Annotated in this window: 14 protein-coding genes; 5 read left to right on the forward strand and 9 right to left on the reverse strand. The window is 43.1% G+C overall.

Going from position 1 to position 23,105, the window contains the following annotated elements:
- Nucleotides 1-11: 11 nt before the first annotated feature.
- The 7 genes from DXA54_RS16000 to DXA54_RS16030 form a co-directional block, all read right to left on the reverse strand.
- A complete protein-coding gene (locus DXA54_RS16000) occupies nt 12-3,365 on the reverse strand; it encodes a DUF4062 domain-containing protein (RefSeq protein ID WP_120080025.1) in 3,354 nt (1,117 codons plus the stop codon).
- Between the two features lie 210 nt (nt 3,366-3,575).
- On the reverse strand, nt 3,576-5,717 hold the full coding sequence (locus DXA54_RS16005) for a peptidylprolyl isomerase (protein ID WP_120080027.1): 2,142 nt from the start codon (nt 5,715-5,717) through the stop codon (nt 3,576-3,578).
- 119 nt (nt 5,718-5,836) lie between these two features.
- Nucleotides 5,837-7,093: a hemolysin family protein gene (locus DXA54_RS16010; RefSeq protein WP_004309808.1), complete on the reverse strand. Its 1,257-nt coding sequence runs from the start codon at nt 7,091-7,093 to the stop codon at nt 5,837-5,839.
- Nucleotides 7,094-7,096: 3 nt separating this feature from the next.
- A complete protein-coding gene (lptC, locus tag DXA54_RS16015; protein ID WP_207903507.1) occupies nt 7,097-7,711 on the reverse strand; it encodes an LPS export ABC transporter periplasmic protein LptC in 615 nt (204 codons plus the stop codon).
- A gap of 43 nt (nt 7,712-7,754) precedes the next feature.
- Entirely contained in the window at nt 7,755-9,080 is a 1,326-nt protein-coding gene (locus DXA54_RS16020; RefSeq protein ID WP_004325020.1) for a hypothetical protein, read from the reverse strand.
- Nucleotides 9,081-9,137: 57 nt separating this feature from the next.
- Nucleotides 9,138-10,451 carry an outer membrane protein transport protein gene (locus DXA54_RS16025; protein WP_120080029.1) on the reverse strand — a complete coding sequence of 438 codons (1,314 nt, stop codon included), beginning with the start codon at nt 10,449-10,451 and terminating at the stop codon, nt 9,138-9,140.
- Nucleotides 10,438-11,226, reverse strand: a complete 789-nt coding sequence (locus DXA54_RS16030) for a type III pantothenate kinase (RefSeq protein ID WP_165863260.1) — start codon at nt 11,224-11,226, stop codon at nt 10,438-10,440. The genes DXA54_RS16025 and DXA54_RS16030 overlap by 14 nt, the downstream gene beginning before the upstream one ends.
- Nucleotides 11,227-11,613: 387 nt before the next feature.
- Here DXA54_RS16030 and DXA54_RS16035 point away from each other — a divergent pair, with 387 nt between their 5' ends.
- The 5 genes from DXA54_RS16035 (at nt 11,614) to DXA54_RS16055 (ending at nt 19,678) form a co-directional block, all read left to right on the forward strand.
- Complete coding sequence (locus DXA54_RS16035) at nt 11,614-12,801, forward strand: DUF4105 domain-containing protein (protein ID WP_120080031.1); 1,188 nt, start codon at nt 11,614-11,616, stop codon at nt 12,799-12,801.
- Nucleotides 12,801-14,375 (forward strand): alkaline phosphatase family protein, encoded by a 1,575-nt coding sequence (locus DXA54_RS16040; RefSeq protein ID WP_004301873.1) that lies wholly within the window; start codon nt 12,801-12,803, stop codon nt 14,373-14,375. The genes DXA54_RS16035 and DXA54_RS16040 overlap by 1 nt, the downstream gene beginning before the upstream one ends.
- 196 nt (nt 14,376-14,571) lie before the next feature.
- Entirely contained in the window at nt 14,572-17,889 is a 3,318-nt protein-coding gene (secA, locus tag DXA54_RS16045; protein WP_004304652.1) for a preprotein translocase subunit SecA, read from the forward strand.
- Nucleotides 17,890-18,063: 174 nt separating this feature from the next.
- Nucleotides 18,064-19,170 carry a DUF6340 family protein gene (locus DXA54_RS16050; RefSeq protein ID WP_004304650.1) on the forward strand — a complete coding sequence of 369 codons (1,107 nt, stop codon included), beginning with the start codon at nt 18,064-18,066 and terminating at the stop codon, nt 19,168-19,170.
- Between the two features lie 61 nt (nt 19,171-19,231).
- Nucleotides 19,232-19,678, forward strand: coding sequence for a hypothetical protein (locus DXA54_RS16055; RefSeq protein ID WP_004301870.1), 447 nt, complete (start codon nt 19,232-19,234; stop codon nt 19,676-19,678).
- Between the two features lie 137 nt (nt 19,679-19,815).
- Here DXA54_RS16055 and DXA54_RS16060 read toward each other — a convergent pair whose 3' ends face one another.
- Both DXA54_RS16060 and DXA54_RS16065 read right to left on the reverse strand, forming a co-directional pair.
- Nucleotides 19,816-21,828 carry a DUF5689 domain-containing protein gene (locus DXA54_RS16060; protein WP_004304649.1) on the reverse strand — a complete coding sequence of 671 codons (2,013 nt, stop codon included), beginning with the start codon at nt 21,826-21,828 and terminating at the stop codon, nt 19,816-19,818.
- Nucleotides 21,828-23,096, reverse strand: coding sequence for a ComEC/Rec2 family competence protein (locus tag DXA54_RS16065; RefSeq protein ID WP_004304648.1), 1,269 nt, complete (start codon nt 23,094-23,096; stop codon nt 21,828-21,830). The genes DXA54_RS16060 and DXA54_RS16065 overlap by 1 nt, the downstream gene beginning before the upstream one ends.
- Nucleotides 23,097-23,105 lie beyond the last annotated feature (9 nt).

The raw sequence follows: 23,105 nt of genomic DNA on the forward strand, positions 1-23,105 counted from the left end.
GTATGCCTCCGTTATGATTCAACCACGCTGATATATTGAAGTAGCTTTTGCGCCATTTCAGAATCCTCGCTATTCTTTTTCACTTCATGACCGTACGCCTCACGGAAACAAGCCAGCGCCTCTTCCCGTTCATTACAAAAGCTGTGCAAAACCCCTAAGTTCTGACAAGCCAGAATCGTATCTTCTTCCTCCCATCCCAAATACTTCTTTCGCAGTTCGAACTCTCTGAAGAAAGCCTCTTTCGCCATTGGATAATTCTCCAACTTCACATAAGCCTGTGCTTTGTAATAATATACCTGACAGGAAGCATTAGGGTCAGCATCATCGTGAATATCCAAAGACGTCGCAATACGAATCACGTTATCATAGTCTTTATTCATGTAATACTGCTGCATAATATCACATCTCAATGCCTCATATCGGACAGTCAGTTCCGCCAGACGCGGTTTTTCGCTGAAATACATTTCATGCAGAAGAGACTCACGGAAGAATAAAGTAGACGCCTGCTCATCGCCACGTTCATTCATCACCCGTTTGAATTCCCTGCACAGATAATACAACTGTTTATGACAAGCGACGATCTGTTTTTTGCTATCTATCTGTATAGCAATGTCCAACGCCTGATTCATCAGCATCCATGCTTCATCGTATCGTTTGATATAATAAAGACATTTACCCTGCATACGCAAACATTTAGCCACTCCACCGGACAGTCTGCCATTCAATGACTCGTGCATTTCAGCTACTTTCCGGAATTTCTCGGCAGCACTCTCTTCCTCATCCTTATAGTAATCACAATAAGCCAGATATTCGGAAAGTTCAATGACTTCTGCCTGACTCTTCTCGTCAGCAGAAGCCGCATGATAATCAAGCGCCCTATTCAAATAGATCGCCGCTTCATTGTATTGCTCATTGTAGTAATATGCCAAAGCTAGATTTCGACAGGTGTTGGCAATCTCCAGTTCCGGAGTCGGTACAATGTTTTCCTGCATCACCAATGCTTTCAGGAAACAGTCGCATGCCGTTTCGTATTCTTCATTACGGGCATACCGGCATCCCTCATTCATCTTCAATACCGACTTGGCAATGAGTGGCATAGCAGCACCTTCCATACTCTTCTCACTCACAGCAGCTGCCGCCTTCGTCAGATGGAAAGAACTGCTCAAGAAAGTAGCCATATCATTAGCAATAACAGGAATTAAAAAAGAATCGATCTCATCAAAGTCCAATTCGGCATAGACTTCAGGCGTAACTTCAGGATTGTCGTTCATGATCGCTTTCCAGCTATCTTCCAACAAAGAACGATTCGTGCGATACAGAATCTCGAAAATCTCCACATCACAAATCCAATCCTTCAATATATCCCATTCTTGCATCTTATAGCATTGATAGGTAATCTCCACTTTATAGCGATACGAATCATGGTAGCAGAACTGTTTCATGCGATAGTTATAATCGGCAAAAGTCAACGGATGGGAAAGGATTTCTTCCTCATCCAGCAGAGCGGAAATAATTTCATGGCGACTATCATCTATACATTCGTCATCTTGAGCGAAATAGCGTTCGATCGCCTCTACCATTTGTGTGTCACCAATGCAATATCGTCCTCCTTTGTTGGTGAGCCAGCTGCTCATTTCCACTCTCAACTGCGACCAAAGTATCTGATTAATGTCTGCCATGCTCTTCACTTCATCTTCGGTAAATCCTTCTAAAGTAAGTGAAAGCATCAGAAGCGTTCTTCCAATCTCTTCGAGACCATAATCAGCCGACAAACGCCGTAGCACACTGTCATAGAATTGCCCAACCTCATTAAGCCGGCAATATCCACTCATATATTCATTGAGAGCATCGTACTGACCGAACGAAACCAGCTCGTTGAGCAATACACTTAAACAGCGCGGTTGTTTAGCCAGCACCCACGAAGCAAGAATATCTTCCTGTTGTGCGGACAAAGCCTTGGAGTAAGTAGACAAATATTGCTTTGAGAACGACTTGGCATCCGCCTGTGAAAAGCCATTCAACTGGAAATGAGCGTAGCCATTCTGAACAAAGGGCAGGTAAGCAGTGGATGACGCCGAAAAGCTCAACACGACTTTCACATTCGGGGGAATAGATGCAAATAAAGAAAACAGGGATGCTTCAGTCGGATTCAGATAACTGATGTCATCAATCAGCAAAATGATAGGATATCTTGATGCACCCAACGCACTCCACAACTGACTGAACTTTTGGATAGAATTCAAATCTTCTTCAATCTCCTTGAGGTTTCGAAGTGTGTTCCCTGAAAAAATGTTCAAGCCAGCATCTCCCATCAAAACCGAGTTTCTCACGGCGTCCATGATGGATTTGGCAGTGCTTTGGGTCGAGTCAAGTTCTTTTGATACTTCCGCCGCGAACAAATTTTCTTCACCCAAAGATTGATGCTTGAGTGCGTTCTGGCATTTGGAAGCTAACATTCTCGCCAACGTTTCCGGATAAGAAGACAATGTAGTACTATCCAAGCGATGATAGATAGGAATCATCGGCATATCATTGTTCACCAAATCGCTCCAATGAGCCAACAAAGCGCTCTTGCCAAGACCGCAACCGCCCGTTACCACCAGACACCGCTGTTCATCCGCCGCCAAAAAATCAGCAAACGCCTGATCTGCTTCAGGTATTGGGTGATAATTGAATAAGAGTTCATTGCGCGTCAGTTGTTCTTGCAATGCTTGATTATCTTCAACGGTCAGTACATCCGGAAACTCCCGTTCAAGCAATTCCGTGAAAGCAGCTTCCACAAGGTTACACAACTGATCGGGCGAATCATACTCCTGCACAGGATAACGTTCCTGTTGCAAAATACTCTCTTTCAGACATTTCAGTTTAAGAGACTCCTCTTTAGGGCAAGACAGATCATCATCTGCCGACTGTTTTATATAAAAATAGGCATGTAACGGATTGGGATTGCGCAGTACACCAAACTGCATTTCAATTTCCGTCACACTCAAATGGTGATTCAAGTCATCTTCTATCCAACGATATCCCAAGCTGTCATTGAGAGTTTGAGATAAATCTTCATAACTGGGACACCATCCATAGCGGTCGCCTACCATACCAATGAAGAAAGGCCGGGAGTTAACGATCTCTTTCAGGCATATTTCAACAACCTTGCCGCTTTTTGCATCTTCTTCTGTGATTCCCCAACGCAAATCAACCAATGAAATGGTGGCACCACGGCTGGCAGCCTTCACTTGCAAACCCTTAAAGAGTTTGACTAATGCAGAACGTTCCATCTCCATGTCTCTGAACGTTGACGAAAGGAATACACGGATAACACGTGAATTTTCAGCGGGAACTGAATACTGGGCTAGTTGTTTAGTCATAATATAGATTCGTATTAGTTAATGAAGTATTTCGCAAAGCCAATTGATAAAGATTAGCAAGATATGGAAATTTAATCAGATAACAAAGACCATAAACAAAAAAACGACCACAAAAAAGGCACGGATTACACGGGTTTCGCGGTTCCCTCAAAAGTTTAAACCGCGTAAATCCGTGTAATCCGTGCCTAATATCTATTACTTGCTACTTGTTTAGAAGAACAAGAAGCGTGTATCTTTTACGTTTGCTTTCAGATACAAATCATTCATCAGACGGCTGGCAAAACGTGCGTGCATGTTAGTCAGCGTAGCTTCTTCAGCTTTTGCGTCGAATGTTTCGTTCAACTTGTCTCTACCGTATACTTGCAATACAAATACTCCAGCGTTACCTTTAATAGGAGCACTCAACTGATTTTCTGGAGCAACAGAAGCATAAGCACCTACCAACGGTTCGCTGCTACGCAATGCTGATACATATGCAGGAGCTGCAAAAGTAACCATCTTCAAAGAGTCGCTGACTGCATTAGTCATCTCTTTGTACTGGTTGAATGAAGTTGCATTGGCAGCTTTCATGTCAGCCATAATCTTTTCAGCTTTCTTATCTTTTACGATTTCAGCTCTCAACTGATCCTGTACTGCTTTCAACGGACGATATCCTTCCGGCTTAATGCCTACCAGACCTACTACCATCATGTGATCGCTTTCGCCACATTCGTACAAGCCGGAAACATCACCCGGTTTTGCTTTATCAAACGCCCATCTCAACGCTTCTTTTGTGCCTCTTACACCACCGATATTGTGTTCAGAGCTACTCAAATCCATTCTGTCGAGCAGTCTGTAACCGGCTTCTTCAGCGTTAGCTACCATCTTTTCTACACTCGGATTAGCTGCGATAAACTGGCTGAAATCATTATAAGCACGGTTGTAAGTTTCTTTGCTGAACTCTACTTCACGTTTGATAACAGCTACTTTATATTTGTCTTTTACAGATTTCTTATTAGTCACCTGAAGAATTACGTTTGCTTGTCCCATCGGCAAGTTCACCAGTTCGTTCACACCTGCATTGTTGATAGCAGAGATGAATTTCAGGTTATCGCCGTCTATCTGTGCACCTTCGTACTGTGCAGAAGTTAGCCAGTTTGCATCACCAGTCTGACCATATTTCTTTGCCAGATCAGCAAAGTTAGCACCACCCTTGATCGCGTTGTAGATACTGTCAGCCAATGTCTTTGTCTTCACAGCATCTTCTGCGTATACCTGAATCTGACGGAATTCGACAGAGTCGGCAGCAGCAGCTTTAGCTACAATTTTGAAAGAGTTGATTGTATTGTCGGCACCATTATAGTAAGGACCATAAATAGTACCTACCGAAGCAGAGTCCAAACGGGCAACTACATCTGACGGGAAAGCTGTTTTGTTATAGAACAAGTCTACATAAGGAGCTTCCGAGCCAGTCGAGCGGATGAAAGAAGTATAATCTTCCGTAGTAGTAGCCAACTGTTCAGTAGCTTCGTCCACTTCTTTCTGGATAGCAGCTCTGTCTTCAGCACTTGCAGTCACTTGTACATCGATGTACTTGATGTCACGAGTTTCCTGATATTGCTTGAATTGTTCTTTCTTCTTGTTATACAAGTCTTTCAGTTCCGATTCTTTCACTACGATTGTAGAGTCCACTACAGAAGAGTAAGGAATACCAGCCATCAACACGTTGTACTGGTTCACTCTTGCATCGAAAGCGTCCTGTGCTTCCACCGGATTGGAAAGAAGAGCTTTAGACACCAATGCCTGATACTTTTCTGCCAGACGGCTCTCGATCAGTGTTTTCTGAATGAAAGACCAGTATTTATACATGTTATTGTATTGTTCAGCATACTGTGCCGGCATTTGTGATTCGCTCATCTTGGCATATTCCACGAGAAACTTGTTCAACATATCCTTGTCGAAGTTTCCTGTTTGCGGATTCTGGAAAGGAGTTTGTCTCAACAAAGGATGAACGCCTGCTTTCAGGATGTCCTGGATTTCAGCAGCAGAAACAGTCAGTCCCAGTGCTTTTGCTTCTTTTTCGATCAGTTTATTGTTTACGTAGGAACGCCATACTTCATCGCGCACCTGATTGGTTTGTTCGTCATTCAAGGCGGTCACCCCACGCATGAGTTTCACCACTTCGGTATATTCTTCTACCAAATTCTGATACTCTTGAGCGGAAAGAGCGTCTCCGTTCACCTCACCTACGTCATGTGCCTGATGCGGCTGCATCACCTTCCATGCGTCACCCGCAATGAAAGCAAACAGCGCCAAGCCGATAACAATCACCAATAGAGGTCCTTTCGACCTAATGTTTTGTAACGTTGCCATTTTGATTAATACGATTTATGTTTATTATTATTTCTTTCTTTTGTCGTTTTAGCGCACGAAGATACAAAAAATGCTAATATGCATCTATTTATTGGCTAAAAATTTCTTGATTATCGTCATTATTCCAAGACTTTTAATCGCACGAGTTCTATTTTTGTCGCTGTGACCTTAATTATCTTGAATTGATAACGTCCTACCCGGACCACTTCATGCAACTTCGGGAAGCTCTGATATTGGTTCAGGATCAACCCTCCTACTGTCAGATAATCATCCGACTCGGGCAAGTCGAGTCCGTACGTCTCATTGACTTTTTCTATCTCCAGGCGGGCGGACAACACATACTCGCGTTCGTCGATCTGCTTGCTGATATAGGAAGTGTTATCGTGTTCGTCTTCTATATCTCCAAAGATTTCTTCAACGAGGTCTTCCAGAGACACGATGCCGGACGTACCGCCAAATTCATCCACCACTACGGCAATCGTTTTCTTTTGCTGCATGAAGAGTTTCATCAGTTTATGAGCGGACATGGTTTCGGGCACAATCGGCACTTGTTTCACATTCTCATGCCAGTTTTTCGGGGCACGGAACATTTCCGACGAATGGATATAACCGACTACGTTGTCGATATTCCCGTCATACACGATTATCTTGGAGATTCCGGATTCTATGAAGCGGCTTTTCAACTCGTCCAGTGAAGTTGTCAGATCAACAGCCACCACTTCGGTACGCGGAACGATACAGTCGCGGATTTTTATGTTCGAAAAATCCAAAGCATTCTGAAAGATTTTCACTTCCGTATCCAGTTCCTCCTCATTCTCGGCATTATCAATACTGCTTTGCACGAAGTAGTCCAAGTCGACTTTTCCAAACGCTCTGTCGGATGCATCCTTGTTAATCTTCATTCCAAAGACACGAAGGAATAAACAAGACAAACCTGAAGCCAGTTTGGAAATAGGATATAGAATGACATAACAAATAATCAGTGGAATGGCAAAAACATTCAAGACCAGATTGGGATTGATTTTGAAGATTGTTTTCGGCAGAAACTCTCCGGTCACCAGAATAATAAGGGTAGAAATAACGGTCTGCGCCAACACCATCAGAAAATGATTATCAATGAATCCCGCCAGCAGATTGTCGCCGATAATCTGTGCCATCAGGATACCATAGATGACCAGGGCGATATTATTTCCCACCAACATGGTAGAGATAAATTCATTCGGGTTCTTGAAGAAGATGGAAAGGATACGGGATGTAATTCCCCCCTTGCGTTCCATCTCAAAACGCAGTTTGTCTACCGACACAAAGGCAATCTCCATTCCTGAAAAGAAGGCGGAGAAGACCATGGTGATAATTAGAGAGATATAAATATTCATAGTTTATTTCACAGAATCTTTTCGCACTGAATCCGGCAGCGCTTTTGTTTCCGGTTGGGGCGGACCACCTGCTTCCTCATCCACATAGAAAATACCTTCGATATTATGGATGGTATATATGGTCATTTGCTGGTTCGAGTCGAATCCATGCCCTGCAATAATTCTGTCCGGTTGTTGAATACGTATAAACTTGTCGGAATATACCTTTTGGGTAGCTTCGTTCCAGTACAGCAGTTCCGTATTAAAACGCTCTCCTTTCCGGTTCTGTATATCTACGTTCCCTATCAGCTTCCAAAGCCTTTCTTTGTCATAATAGTAGGCAGTATCCGCTTTGATACTGGCTTCTATATGAAAGATAGAGTCGAACTGTTCCAGATATACGCCCTTCTCAAAGGCCCAATAGGATGGTTTCTTACGGTCGTACACCGACCATTCTTCCGTATTCACTCTGTAGCGTGTCACTCCGGAATCGGAGATAAGGGTGGTGACTCCCAATGTTGTCATCATCGGAAGGGAATCACGTTCCGTGATAGCCTCACCCATAGCTTTCTTCTTTCCGCCACAGGAAGATAATAAAAGAAGCATAACAATCACCCCGGAGGTAATTGTTATGCTCATGCTTTTATGCAATAAACGGTTTCTTCGTTTTCGCAACATACATTTATCTAATCGTTGTAGTCTCTCCTATCCAACCGCCGATAGTGATGCGGTCGCCTTGCTTGTAACCTAACATAAATAGGTCTTTAGCTTGCGGAGTATGACCAGAATATCTACCGATCAATTTGTTAGCTTCTTCAGCTACGCTCGGATCCACTTGTTTTGCACGTTGCAGTTTGTCAATCACTGCAAAGTAAGTACATTTGTTCAAAGCAGGTTCGTCGCTCCAGTTGGGACTCATTGCATAAAGATTAGCAATCAGGATGTATGGAGCACCGTAGTTTTCGTTAAAACCAATTGCTTTCTGGCAATATGCTCTTGCTTGAGACAGCTTTTTGGCAGAAGCCAATACTGCTGCGGCAGCGTATGCTTTTTCAGCTTTCTTCACATTGTCTGTTTCCAGGTTCACTGCTTCGTCAAAGAATTTCACAGCACCGTCAATATCACCTTTCTTAAATGCCTGATAAGCACATCCGGTAGCAGCTTCTGCTGTCGGTTCCATCTTGTAAGCATAGTAAGATGCTTGCAAATAAGCTTCGCTTTCAGTACATTTCATCATTTTCATGATGTCGATAACTTTCTTCAAGTAAGCCAAGTCAGTCTGGTTAGCTTCTACTTTCGGTCCATAGATGTTTTGCAGTGATTCGCAATCAGCTGTTCCACTGTTTACAAACAAAGCCACTAAGTTATCCTTGATACCCAGCAAAGGTTTCTTCTTTGCTTCGCTGGCTTCAGCAGCAATAGCAGCGTCTACATATTCAGAAGCAGCCAGATAGTCCTGAATGAACTGTTCTTTATGATTCGGATCCGTTTTCAGTTTATCCAAAGACATTTGCAGGAAATAGAAGATAGTCGCACCTGCCGATTCGCCTTTCACTGCATTTACAGACTGACTCAACCATTGATAAGCCTGATTCACATCAATCTTCGGAGCAAAAGCGATATAATCTACTGCTTTGATACCCAGAGCTTCGTCGGCAGAAGACACTTTTGTACCTTTAGCTAGAAACTCATCTGTGTATTTAATACGCAAGTCATGCGTATTCATCAGTTCATTAAAATATTTCTGATAATCTGCATTATTCCGATCCTTGATTTGTCCCATCAAGCCTTTCAGAATCTTATATCCGTCAGTAAAGGTATAGAAACGAAGCGTCGGACAGTTTTCCAACACAGCTTTCCAAGGAGTATACGCATCTTTAAAATTACCAGCACGCACAGCTTCATGCGAGATACTACTGTTCGAGTTACAGTTAGACGCATCCTGTGCTACCACAGTGGTTGCTCCTGCCGAAAGGAACAACATAGCCACAAGCGTTTTAATTTTCATTGTATCTAAATTTTAGTTGTTATTATAAGTCGTCTATTCTTTCTTACATTCATCTCATTACTCCACTCTGCGTTTGAAGAACCAACGTTCGTTGAACGTCAATCCGATGCTCACGCGGAAGATGTTTTCATTTACAAAAGCCGATTCCTGTCCACTGATACGGACAAATTGTCCGCTGATGCTAAGAATGGAACGGGAACGAGGCACAGGCAGACCGAAACCGGCAGTTACGCCATATTCACGGGTAGCCTCTTTGCCGCCGATCTTATAATACGGAGTCGTATAATAAGCTCCCAGACGGTATTTAATATGGGATAAATAGGAACGTCCCATCAAATTAGGAATGTATTCCGCACCCACTGATATTTTATGACGATCGCAATACGTATATGTTTCATTAAAATCCTCACGTACAGCTTCATCTGATGTATTTACGTCAAATTTCGTTTTTGACCATTGTTGCAAACTATAATCCAGACCAACAGTCAGGCGTTTGTCATAGTTATATGTAAATCCGGCGCCAAATGTATTAGGAACTTCAAACGTTGCATCCGGTTTCAATGTTGTAGTAGAAACCGCTGTACCCGTAGAATTTGAAACCATTTGTGTCGTTACACTATAGTCATTACCCAGTTTCAACTTCGGAGAATATATAGCTCCAATTGTCACTGAATGTTTTTTATTAATATCGAATGTATATTGTGCTCCAAAATCAAGTTTATAGCTCGACACTGACGCAACCGACTGGTGATTATAATTATAAGCACCTGATACACTTGGGAAATAAAGGACACGTGTCCGATTAATATCTCCCCAGAAATAAGAAGCATTCACACCTACCGAAAGGTTTTTGAGCACTTTCACTCCCACTCCGGCATATAATTGATGCAAACCTCCATCTCCGGTATAGCTTCTGGCATAATCAGCCGTATTACCGGTAGTAGGATCTGTTGCAGCCTGTGTATCCGACACTGAATATCCCACATTGGAGAACGGCAATAATCCGATACTCATCGCTATCCTCGGATGCAAACGAAATTGCATAGCCAGATAGTCAAAACTGGAGTTTTTAGCGTTCAGTTTCACACCGCTACCGCTAATATTCATATTTTGCAGACTGACACCTCCTTCAAAGAGGAATGTCAATGAGTCAATGGCTGTATACGAAGCAGGATTCAGCGGATTGATCTGTGCTCCATCCCGAAGTCCAAAAGCAATTCCCCCCATCGCCCTGCTGTTACCGAAACTCTGATCGGACAAGTCGCCATAGCCATATCGTGTATAAGGAGAGTTTGTATTATTTTGAGCGATTGCCATTCCGGTAACCATCGTGAGCAAAAGCGCACAAAGTGTGTGTTTAAATCCTACCATTATTATAGTTTAAAATTCTATTTAATCCTTTCAACACTAAAAATCTATCTGCAAAGATGATACTTTTTACGCTGCTATCAAAAGAAAATTCATCTCCGCCCGTTAAAAAAACCAAAAGTTCAGGATATTTATGCTTCATAGACTCAATATAACCTGAAATTTCGTATTCCATCCCTTTCATCACTCCGGCACGTATAGCCGTTTCGGTGTCCCGTCCCATCGGGAGTTTGCGCCCGTTGGTGTCCACCAGAGGCAAACGCCCCGTAAACTGATGAAGTGCTTTAAAACGCATCTGCATACCGGGAGAAATATTACCACCATGATACTGACCTTTTGAGTCGATAAATTCATAAGTGATGCAAGTTCCGGCATCAATAACCAACACATCCCGATGAGGGAATTGCTCATTAGCACCAACTGCGGCAGCCATACGATCGTACCCCAATGTTTCAGGAGTTTCGTACAGATTGACAACCGGAAGCGGAGTCTGATGATTGAGCCAGAGCAAAGGAAACGGCAAAGCTGCCAAATCAGCTAATACCTTTTCGCTTAAATCAATGACAGTAGCCACAATCCCCTGTTCAACCGGATATTTGGAACAAAAAGCCTTCAAGCAACCCAGCGATTGATTGGATTCAGCTACTATATCCACGATTTCTCCGCCGTCGAAGAAAGCAATCTTTGCCTTTGTATTTCCTATGTCGATTATTAAATTCAAATCTTTTGGTTCTTTAGCGGGCGCAAAGGTAAAGTAAAAAAAGAAAAGTTGAAGCATAGAAGAGGAATTATCTTCTTTTTTTCATTTTAGAAATCCCCAAAAACAAAAAAATCGAACTATCTATTTTTAAATAGATCAATTATCTTTTATTGTTTATTATGTATTCCACTTTGCGTTCGGCAGTCTTTTTTTATTACATCATAAACAACTAACAAGCAACAGATTACAAGAGAAAAACAGCGTTCCAAAAAGTGTTCCACTATTTTGTAACCGATTTTCCGTTCAAGCAGAAACATTATTTCACCCAAACAGAGGCTCCATTTAAAGAAAACAGCGCCTCTGTTTAAGCCATATAGAGCCTTTATTCTGATAAAATAGAGGCTCCGTTTTCCCGAATCCAACTATTCTTTCTATATTTGCCACCGAAATAAAACGAACCAGCTAATGAAACGGTTTTTCTCATACACCATCCTCTCCTTCTTCCTGTTGCTTCTGCCCACCGGACAAGCATCTGCCAACAACAACGACTCCATCCGTTTGAGTCTGTTGACTTGTGCCCCCGGAGAGGAAATATATTCCCTATTCGGACATACTGCCATCCGTTACGAAAATTCTTCACAAGGGATTGACGTTGTATTCAACTACGGATTGTTCAGTTTCAACACTCCCAACTTCATTTTCCGCTTCTCGCTCGGAGAAACAGACTACCAACTGGGAGCAACGGATTATGAACGTTTTGCAGCTGAATACGCATTTTTCGGACGCAGCGTATGGCAGCAAACGCTCAATCTGACCGATGAAGAAAAGACAGAACTGATCCGGTTATTACAAGAAAACTATCGTCCGGAAAACCGGGTGTATCGTTATAATTTCTTTTACGATAATTGTGCTACCCGCCCCCGGGACAAGATAGAAGAAAGCATTGCAGGAAAAGTGATTTATCCCGCAGAACCGCAGGATGGCTCCCTCACTTTCCGCGACATTGTACATCAGTATTGCAAAGGACATCCGTGGGCACGTTTCGGCATTGATCTCTGTATCGGAAGTGAAGCCGACCAGCCCATCACACAACGTCAGATGATGTTTGCCCCTTTCTACCTGATGGATGCTTTCGACGGTGCACAAATTAAAGGCGATTCTATCCAGCGCCCACTCATAACGGCCAACGAGCTGGTTGTTGATGCCACTCCCGAACCGGATGAAAGCGACTGGATGCCTACTCCGCTTCAATGCTCCTTACTCTTATTCATACTGACAGCCGCCGCCACAATCTATGGAATCCGCCGGAGAACCGGATTATGGGGAATCGACCTCTTCCTTTTTGGTATAGCGGGTATTGTGGGATGTGTCCTTGCATTTCTCGCACTCTTCTCCCAACACCCGGCAGTCAGCTCTAATTTCCTATTATTGGTATTCCATCCGGGGCAACTTCTTTTCTTGCCATACATTATATATTGTGTCCGAAAAGGGAAGAAATGTTGGTATTTAACCCTGAATCTGGCGGTTTTAACACTTTTTATAGTGCTTTTTCCGGTAATTCCGCAAAGATTTGACTTTGCTGTTGTACCTTTGGCACTCGTTTTGCTGATACGTTCAGCGAGCAATCTGATTGTGACATCTAAAAAGAAATAATGAAAGGACTACTAACTTCCCTCATCACCGTACTGACTTTCACCGGGCTACAAGCCCAGTCACTACCTGCCGCCCCTAAATTAGTGGTAGGGCTGACGATTGACCAATTACGTACGGACTATCTGGAAGCTTTTTCGTCACTCTACGGTGAGAAAGGCTTCAAACGTCTTTGGAAAGAGGGAAGAGTGTTCCATAATGCCGAATATACCTTCTGCGGTATAGACCGCGCTTCTGCCATAGCGGCTATTTATAGCGGTACGACGCCTTCCATGAACGGAATTATTTCTCAACGCTGGATGGATGCCTCTACCCTTCGCCCCGTCAACAGCACAGACGACACGGCATTTATGGGGTATTACACCGACCAGACTGTCGCCCCCACCAAACTTCTGACTTCAACCATTGCCGACGAGCTGAAAATAGCGACACAAGGCAAAGGACTCGTATATGCCATTGCACCTGATTGCGATGCCGCACTTTTTGCAGCCGGACATGCCGGAAACGCTGCTTTTTGGCTCAATCCCAACACCGGAAAATGGAGTGGAACCACCTATTATGGAGAGTTTCCGTGGTGGGCAAGCCAATATAACGACCGTCAAGCGATCGATTTCCGTATTGCCGGTATGACATGGGAACCCATATTTCCCCGGGGCATGTACACTTTCCTGCCAGATTGGCGGGATATGCTCTTCAAATATAAATTCGATGATGACCGCAGTAATAAATACCGCCGCTTCATCGCCAGCCCTTTTGTGAATGATGAAGTGAATGCGCTTGCCGAAGAAGCATTGAACAAAAGCTCCATCGGCATGGATGACATTACTGACTTATTGGCACTCACTTATTATGCTGGAAACTATGCGCACAAATCCGTACAGGAATGTGCTATGGAAATACAAGACACCTACGTGCGTCTTGACCGCAGCATTGCCGACCTGCTCGAAGTTCTTGATAAGAAAGTAGGACTGCAAAATGTACTTATTTTCGTCACTTCCACCGGATATATAGACAGCGAATCGCCTGATTCGGGATTGTACAAAGTGCCCGGCGGAGAGTTTTACCTCAACCGTTGTGCGGCTCTATTGAATATGTACCTGATGGCTACGTATGGCGAAGGAAAGTATGTGGAAGCTCACCATAACCAGCAGATTTATCTGAATCATAAGTTATTGGAAAAGAAAGAACTGAATCTGGCAGAGATCCAACAAAAGTCAGCAGAATTCCTGATGCAGTTCAGCGGAGTGAACGAAGCCTATTCGGCTAACCGGCTATTGCTGGGTTCATGGACTCCGGAAATCTACAAAATACGTAACGGCTACCACCGCAAACGTTCGGGTGACCTCGTAATCGATGTCCTCCCCGGATGGACTATCGTCAACGAGAACGGCGGAGACAATAAAGTGGTACGTCATTCCTATATTCCCTCACCGCTGATTTTCATGGGACATTCCGTGAAACCGGCCATTATCCAGACACCTGTAACCATTGACCATATTGCGCCTACACTGGCACATTTTATGCGTATCCGGGCTCCCAACGCCTGTACTTCTGCTCCTATTACCGACCTGCGGTAAAAATTTACTCACAAAAACAGGGAGCAAAACATAAATAAATCAGCATTTTAATGTAACTTTGCGGAGATTATTCGTCACATAATCGATCGATTCACACAGATTTCTTTCTTGAATCTGTGTGCGGAATGAGAAAATCTATCCGGATGAATGTGGCCTGCAATAAGAAAAAGATAAATAATAAACTAAATAATATAACATGGGATTTAATGAATTTTTAAGCTCGGTTTTCGGAAACAAATCCACACGAGACATGAAAGAAATCAAGCCCTGGGTGGAAAAGATCAAAGCTGCTTACCCGGAGATTGAAAAACTAGACAACGACGCCCTCCGTGCCAAAACGGAAGAACTCAAAAAATATATCCATGAATCGGCTACTGCTGAACGTGCGAAGGTGGAAGAGTTGAAGGCAAGCATTGAAACTCTCGAACTGGAAGACCGCGAAGAAGTCTTCGTACAAATCGATAAGACAGAAAAAGAAATTCTGGAAAAATATGAAAAAGCACTGGACGAAGTACTGCCTGTTGCTTTTTCTATCGTAAAGGCTACTGCCAAACGTTTTACAGAAAATGAAGAAATCGTCGTAACGGCTACCGACTTCGACCGTCAACTGGCTGCTACAAAAGATTTCGTACGCATCGAAGGCGACAAGGCCATCTATCAGAATCACTGGGTAGCCGGTGGTAACGATACATTGTGGAACATGGTTCACTACGATGTACAGCTCTTTGGTGGTGTCGTTCTGCATAAAGGTAAGATTGCGGAAATGGCAACCGGTGAAGGTAAAACATTGGTAGCTACACTCCCGGTATTCCTCAACGCATTGACCGGAAACGGCGTACACGTGGTTACCGTGAATGATTACCTCGCCAAACGTGACTCCGAATGGATGGGTCCTCTTTATATGTTCCACGGTTTGAGCGTAGATTGTATCGACCGTCATCAGCCGAACTCCGACGCACGTCGTCAGGCATATCTGGCAGATATCACTTTTGGTACAAACAATGAATTCGGTTTCGACTACCTGCGTGACAACATGGCTATCAGCCCGAAAGACCTTGTACAACGTCAGCACAATTATGCCATCGTCGATGAGGTCGACTCGGTATTGATTGACGACGCACGTACTCCGTTGATTATCTCCGGTCCTGTACCCAAAGGCGATGACCAGTTGTTCGAGCAACTCCGTCCGTTAGTGGAACGTCTGGTAGAGGCACAAAAGGTACTGGCTACCAAATATCTTTCCGAAGCAAAAAAACTGATCGCATCCAACGATAAGAAAGAGGTGGAAGAAGGATTCCTCGCTTTATACCGCAGCCACAAGGCATTGCCGAAAAACAAGGCTTTGATTAAGTTCCTTAGTGAACAGGGTATCAAGGCAGGTATGCTCAAGACGGAAGAGATCTACATGGAACAGAACAACAAGCGTATGCATGAAGTGACTGATCCGCTGTACTTCGTAATTGACGAAAAACTGAATAGCGTAGACCTGACAGATAAGGGTGTAGACCTGATTACCGGTAACTCTGAAGACCCGACATTATTCGTGCTTCCGGACATCGCTGGACAACTTTCGGAATTGGAAAACCTGAATCTGACCAACGAACAACTGCTTGAAAAGAAAGATGAACTTCTGACAAACTATGCCATCAAATCGGAACGTGTACACACCATCAACCAGCTGTTGAAGGCTTACACCATGTTCGAGAAAGATGATGAATATGTAGTGATCGACGGACAGGTGAAGATCGTAGACGAGCAGACAGGCCGTATCATGGAAGGTCGCCGCTACTCTGACGGATTGCACCAGGCTATCGAAGCCAAGGAACGTGTGAAAGTGGAAGCTGCTACGCAGACCTTTGCAACAATTACTTTGCAAAACTACTTCCGTATGTATCACAAACTGTCCGGTATGACCGGTACTGCTGAAACGGAAGCAGGCGAACTTTGGGATATCTACAAATTGGACGTAGTCGTGATCCCGACCAACCGTCCGATTGCAAGAAAGGATATGAACGACCGCGTTTACAAGACGAAACGCGAAAAGTATAAAGCTGTTATCGAGGAAATCGAAAAATTGGTTCAAGCAGGACGTCCGGTATTGGTGGGTACTACTTCGGTAGAAATCTCCGAAATGTTGAGCAAGATGCTTACCATGCGTAAGATTGAGCACAAGGTATTGAACGCCAAACTGCACCAGAAAGAAGCGGACATCGTTGCTACCGCCGGTTTAAGCGGAACAGTAACCATTGCTACCAATATGGCTGGTCGTGGTACCGACATCAAGTTAAGTCCGGAAGTGAAGGCTGCGGGCGGTTTGGCAATTATCGGTACGGAACGTCACGAATCCCGTCGTGTAGACCGCCAGTTGCGTGGTCGTGCAGGACGTCAGGGTGACCCGGGTTCTTCTGTATTCTTCGTATCACTGGAAGACGATTTGATGCGTCTGTTCTCTTCCGACCGTATCGCCAGTGTAATGGACAAGCTCGGTTTCCAGGAAGGCGAAATGATCGAACACAAGATGATTTCCAACTCCATCGAACGTGCACAGAAGAAAGTGGAAGAAAACAACTTCGGTATTCGTAAACGTCTGTTGGAATATGACGACGTAATGAACAAGCAACGTACAGTGGTTTACACCAAACGTCGCCACGCTTTGATGGGTGAACGTATCGGTATGGACATCGTGAACATGATCTGGGACCGTTGTGCCAATGCTATCGAAAACAATGATTATGAAGGCTGCCAAATGGAACTGCTTCAGACATTAGCAATGGAAACTCCGTTCACTGAAGAAGAATTCCGTAACGAGAAAAAAGAAAAGTTGGCCGAAAAGACTTTCAACATTGCGATGGATAACTTCAAACGCAAAACTGAACGTCTGGCACAGATCGCTAACCCGGTTATCAAACAGGTATATGAAAACCAGGGACACATGTACGAAAACATCCTGATTCCTATTACAGACGGTAAACGGATGTATAATATCTCTTGTAACCTGAAAGCGGCTTACGAATCGGAATCTAAAGAAGTGGTGAAGTCGTTCGAGAAATCAATCTTGCTCCACGTAATCGACGAAGCATGGAAAGAAAACTTGCGCGAACTGGACGAACTGAAACATTCCGTACAGAATGCAAGCTACGAGCAGAAAGACCCGCTATTGATTTATAAACTGGAATCTGTGACTTTGTTTGACGCTATGGTGAACAAGATCAATAACCAGACTATATCTATTTTGATGCGTGGACAAATTCCTGTACAGGAAGCTCCGGATGAATCAGCTGCACGCCGTGTAGAAGTGCGTCAGGCTGCTCCTGAACAACGCCAGGATATGAGCAAGTATCGCGAAAACAAAGAAAATTTGAGTGATCCGAACCAGCAGGCTGCTGCAAGTCAGGATACTCGTGAACAGCAGAAACGTGAACCGATTCGTGCAGAGAAGACAGTAGGTCGTAACGATCCTTGTCCATGCGGAAGCGGGAAAAAGTATAAAAACTGCCACGGAAAGAACCTTTGATTAATTAATAATTAAAAATTAAAGGTTGGAAATTGTAGGGTAATGTGCTTTATGGCATAGTCTCTCTATATTCAACTTATAAAAGAAAGTCTCAAACGGTTAAAAACTGTTTGAGACTTTCTTTTATTCTTCCAAAGTTGTACTTTTGTTCAAATTACTAAATAGAACAAAACTATGGCAAAATCTTATTCACTGGTTTTCATCGTTTTATTCCTGCTGACTCTGGGTAGCTGTCAGAGTCTGGAACAGATCCCCATTGATTATCTGCAACCTGCCGACTTGAGCTTTCCTCCGCAACTCCGAAAAGTAGCTATTGTGAATAACACCAGCGACGCCCCGGATAATAAACTGATAACAGAGACTGAAAAAATTAAAGAAGGTACACCATTGATAAGTCGTGCAACAGCTTATGCCAATGGAGATCCTAAGACAGCCACTGAATCATTGGCAGAAGAAATAGCACAGCAGAACTACTTCGATGAGGTGGTTATCTGTGATTCTGCCTTACGCGCCAATGATAAACTGGCCCGCGAAAGTACATTGAGCCAGGAGGAAGTGCGTCAACTGGCTTCTAACTTGGGAGTGGACTTTATTATTGCGCTGGAAAACCTGCAACTCAAAGCAACAAAGACTGTCCGCTATCTGGATGAGTTCAACTGCTTTCAAGGAGCAGTAGACGTGAAAGTTTATCCCACGGTGAAAGTTTATCTTCCCGAACGCAGCAGACCGATGACTACGCTCCATCCTAATGATAGCATTTTTTGGGAAGAGTTTGGAGGTACAGCCATAGAAGCCGCCACTCGCATGATTCCCGACAAGCAGATGCTGGAAGAAGCGGCAGCATTCGCAGGAACGGTTCCGGTGAAAAATATTGTCCCTATTTGGAAAAAAGGAACACGGTATCTTTATACTGGTGGTTCGGTTCCTATGCGTGACGCTGCCATTTATGTACGCGAAAATTCATGGGACGACGCATACGAACTTTGGCGTCAGGCTTTCGAAGGTACCAAGAACCAAAAGAAAAAAATGCGGGCAGCTCTCAACATTGCTGTTTACTACGAAATGAAAGATAGTTTGGCTAAAGCAGAAGAATGGGCAGAAAAGGCCCAACAACTAGCTAAAAAAATAGATAAAAAGAACATCACAGATAGCCCTCAAGCTACCATTGATGATGTGCCGAATTATTATCTTACTACTTTGTATTTAGCTGAACTAAAGGAGAGAAATGCTCAATTACCCAAGTTAAAATTGCAAATGAGCCGATTTAATGATGATTTTTAAGGAAATTGTGTATCAAATCTTATTTTTTTTATACCTTTGAACTTATAAAAAGAAGGAACCCATGAAATTGAGCCAACAATCATTATCTATTATCGAATCGGCTATCCAAAAGGCAGTCGCTAAATATGTATGTAGCTGTGAACAAACAGTCGTAACCGATATCCATCTCCAACCGGATCAGGCATCGGGACAACTTAATATTTACAACGATGATGATGAAGAACTGGCAAACATCATGATTGAAGAATGGGCTACGTATGAAGGGGATGATTTCCTTGAAAACGTGGAACCTTCTCTTCGCAACATTCTTTGTAGAATGAAGGATGCCGGAGATTTCGACAAAGTGACTATTCTGAAACCTTATTCTTTCGTTTTGGTAGATGAAGAGAAAGAAACTGTAGCAGAATTGCTGTTGATTGACGACGATACCATACTGGTGAATGATGAATTGCTGAAAGGGTTGGATAAGGAGTTGGACGACTTCTTAAAGGATTTGTTGGAAAAATAAAGAAGAATTGTTGGAGAAATAAGATATCGTTCTTTTTGAATAGAGATCGTTCAAGATCCACATATAAAAAGATAATCGGAAGCAATCAGGATATGTCCTTTATTGCTTCCGATTATTTTATATATATTCCCTATTGATTATTTGTTGTATTTGATTGAGATATTAGCAAGTCTAAGCGGCATGAAGCTGGATACCCCTGCCGGGAGTCTGACCGGTCGCAATCTGATGCAAATATTATCACGGTTCAATAAGGCATCCGGCAACTTAAAGTCATAGACTTTATAACCAGGAATGTTCTTCTCCGTCTGTCCACCTGCAGCCGTTCTATCAAACTGTCCCAGAATGGTAAACTCTGAATTATCTACTTTAATCCATTCACCATTCATCGAATAAGCATATTCAACCACTGCAACAGGGCCACCTCCCCAACTTGCATTCATTTCAACCTGAAGAGACAAGGATGTAGAAATACCTACTGTCGATATTTTGTCTACGTAGAAATATGAACTTGTAGACCACGGTTTACTATTAAAAGCACCGCCTCGCATACGACCATAGTATCCATCGGTCGTGTTAAGGTTAACATCTCCTCTGAAATCATCCTGGAATCCCAGAATGTAGTCTGCATAGGTTTGCTGGAAATATTTATTTCCGTCTTTGCTAAGAAGAGCATTCGCCTGCGATGCCTCGCCACCCGTAGGATGGTAATCCGTAAAAGTAGAAGAGCCTATTTCTTTCCAATCGGGTACATTACAATCCCATTCTACAAGCACATCAGTGATCTCGTTTATATCACTGATGTTAATATCTTCTCTGTTAAGCGGAAGAATACATAACCGGCTTTCAGAGATGTCGAAATTTGTAAGTTTCACTTTCGCCACCATTCCTGTTATGCTTCCCGAACCTTTAGGAAGTGTTTCGTGAGCATAAGGAGCTTCAAACGCAGTAAGCATATATGTATTAGAACCGTTTTTATCTCTTATACAGGTCGGATAGTATCTGTAATATGCAGGGAACTTTTCTACCCAATAGTTTTTATTAATCTTACGATCGGCAGCTCCCGGGTCAGTAGTCTTGAAATTAGTGAATGCACCTACCGGAGATGCAATCTCGACATCTTTCAGGGTCACAAGACTAAATACCATATTATCCGTAAGTTCAGCAATCGTTCTTTCAGGAATTGTGAAGGTAGAAAGTTCCGAGCTGATTACGTGGGCAGCAGTGATACCGCTAATCAGTCTATAAGTAAAGCTACCCTCTGATTCTTCTCTTATCATTCCATCTTTCAGACACAATGACACTTTGGCAAATTGTGCAAACGTAATTAAAGATTCGGACTCAAACACAACTGTCTCTCCTGCCTCATTCTGAATGACATAGCGATTGCTCGGGAAGTTCTTCGAAGTGCCATTGGCTACGATGGTTCCTTCAACATATACATTGTTAGTAATTCCACCGACAGCATAACCATGTACGGTTGGATAACTGACAAGTTCCGCATTCGCATATTCAGAATATGCTTGCGAGAGATTAATGGTAGCCGTGACCTTACGCTGGTACTGATCGTCATAACTCAACACAATACTTCCTGTACGGGGTGATTGCGAATTTGTTTCCGTATTAAAATAAAGCTTTCCATCACTTATCCTATACTCCTGCACCCAGTTCACCGTTGGCGTAATAACGATATCCGTTTCGGGCACATTGGTAGAGATTTCCATTTCATATTCACCTCCTTTAGTAAACAGCTCCATCTTATCACTGGCAGGAACAATAAATGGATAACGGGATAATTGTTTTATCTTGATTACATCCGCAGTCTTACCATCTTTCGTAAACACACGAATATCACAGAAACGTTCGGAATCACTGATATTCTCATCATAAGTCACAGTGAAATAAGTTCTTGATGACTGGGCTCCACGTATATCCGTAGAGAACCAGGTTGATTCTACAAAATCAATTCGCCACTCGGTATTGGACTTCACCTCCACCTGAACCGGATCACCTTCCGCCTGAAGAATAATCTCATTATTTGTTATTTCCAATATACCGGCTTCATGTTCGTCAGAGCATGACGGAAACATTATGATTGCCATCACAGCCAGAAAAGCTGTCCAGACTATTGAATCTTTAATTTTCATGTTCATCAATTATTAGATTTAATCTCACCTGTTTTATATAGTATCTCATAAGCTTCATTCCGATCATTTAATACAAAGATCTGAAACTTCTCTCCACCCGGATAAACACGCGTAACAACATGTCCGGCAGGCTTTATCTTCAAGCCGTCTTCACCCAGTCTGCTCCTGTTACTGTCTACCATACCGGCAGCAAAAACCGACCGTTCACCAGGATAAAGAGTTTGAGACAGCATCCGGCTCAACGTTGCCGGTTGAGGGTGATAGTAATCCCATACGGGAATTACATAGACTTGTGGTTTCACTTGGGAAATGTAGGTATCGCACATAGCATCAGAATAAGCGTGATGATTGGCAACAACCACATCCGTCTCACCGAGCAATCTGGCTACCGGCGTTTCTATATCAAACCATTCCGGTGCTTTTTCTACGCCTAGAATATCTCCTGCGGAGAAATAATCAAAATTACCGTATGTGATACGAATTCCACAACTGCAACGGTTTTCGTTCAACTGTTCACTTGAAGAGGCTGTAGAAGGCACAAGCTCTTTGGCTGTTGTTCCGCTACCTGTCCAAATTTTACCATTACCCACGATATTACGTACTTCGAATGTAGGATAAGAGCCCGGATCTTTCAAGAGTTTGATCTGACTATTGCTTCCTATTACAAATCCCTCATTCTTTTTACCTTCCCTGTCACGAGCGGCAACATATAATTTATAGTTTGAGATATGAGCACCAGAGACTTTAGCTGCTGTCGGATAATCATAAGTAGGATAACCACGATCTATCAAAGTGGAAATATTGAGAAGATTACCAACATGAGTGATTCCGGTAAGTTTGTAATCCAGTCCTACTTTTTCGATTGCCAGTTTTCCATTCTGTCCGATATGGTCCGTATCAAAGTGAGTGAGCAAGGCATAATCAAGTGCTCCGTTATTTTTTAATGGCAATGAGAAATGTTTTATATATTGAGCAATCCATTCGGCAGGCCGCTTAGAATCATTAGGCACTGCTTTCATAATTTCCTGTGTGCCTGAATGTACTCCTAAATCTCCTGCATCCAATAACATGGTAGTCCCATCCGGAAAAATAAGATAGGCTGCATTACCTCTTCCGGTACTAATCTGATGAATATCCAAATAACCTGCCTGCCACTCCGGAAGGTATTCATACACTTTATCTACTGCATCATCAGGAAAAGGCTTTTCTTGTTGGCAACTTGCGAATGTAGGCAGCAACATGATGGCTCCTAAAAAAAATATCTTGCTATTCATTATATTATT

The sequence above is a fragment of the Bacteroides sp. OF03-11BH genome, assembly GCF_003604005.1.
In the GTDB taxonomy this organism is placed as follows: Bacteria; Bacteroidota; Bacteroidia; order Bacteroidales; family Bacteroidaceae; genus Bacteroides; species Bacteroides ovatus.

What these genes read in the sequence shown, in the direction of transcription:
- DXA54_RS16000 (WP_120080025.1), bottom strand. Translation starts at nt 3,365, where the DNA reads ATGACTAAACAACTAGCCCAGTATTCAGTTCCCGCTGAAAATTCACGT.
- DXA54_RS16005 (WP_120080027.1), bottom strand. Translation starts at nt 5,717, where the DNA reads ATGGCAACGTTACAAAACATTAGGTCGAAAGGACCTCTATTGGTGATT.
- DXA54_RS16010 (WP_004309808.1), bottom strand. Translation starts at nt 7,093, where the DNA reads ATGAATATTTATATCTCTCTAATTATCACCATGGTCTTCTCCGCCTTC.
- lptC (WP_207903507.1), bottom strand. Translation starts at nt 7,711, where the DNA reads ATGAGCATAACAATTACCTCCGGGGTGATTGTTATGCTTCTTTTATTA.
- DXA54_RS16020 (WP_004325020.1), bottom strand. Translation starts at nt 9,080, where the DNA reads ATGAAAATTAAAACGCTTGTGGCTATGTTGTTCCTTTCGGCAGGAGCA.
- DXA54_RS16025 (WP_120080029.1), bottom strand. Translation starts at nt 10,451, where the DNA reads ATGGTAGGATTTAAACACACACTTTGTGCGCTTTTGCTCACGATGGTT.
- DXA54_RS16030 (WP_165863260.1), bottom strand. Translation starts at nt 11,226, where the DNA reads ATGCTTCAACTTTTCTTTTTTTACTTTACCTTTGCGCCCGCTAAAGAA.
- DXA54_RS16035 (WP_120080031.1), top strand. Translation starts at nt 11,614, where the DNA reads ATGAAACGGTTTTTCTCATACACCATCCTCTCCTTCTTCCTGTTGCTT.
- DXA54_RS16040 (WP_004301873.1), top strand. Translation starts at nt 12,801, where the DNA reads ATGAAAGGACTACTAACTTCCCTCATCACCGTACTGACTTTCACCGGG.
- secA (WP_004304652.1), top strand. Translation starts at nt 14,572, where the DNA reads ATGGGATTTAATGAATTTTTAAGCTCGGTTTTCGGAAACAAATCCACA.
- DXA54_RS16050 (WP_004304650.1), top strand. Translation starts at nt 18,064, where the DNA reads ATGGCAAAATCTTATTCACTGGTTTTCATCGTTTTATTCCTGCTGACT.
- DXA54_RS16055 (WP_004301870.1), top strand. Translation starts at nt 19,232, where the DNA reads ATGAAATTGAGCCAACAATCATTATCTATTATCGAATCGGCTATCCAA.
- DXA54_RS16060 (WP_004304649.1), bottom strand. Translation starts at nt 21,828, where the DNA reads ATGAACATGAAAATTAAAGATTCAATAGTCTGGACAGCTTTTCTGGCT.
- DXA54_RS16065 (WP_004304648.1), bottom strand. Translation starts at nt 23,096, where the DNA reads ATGAATAGCAAGATATTTTTTTTAGGAGCCATCATGTTGCTGCCTACA.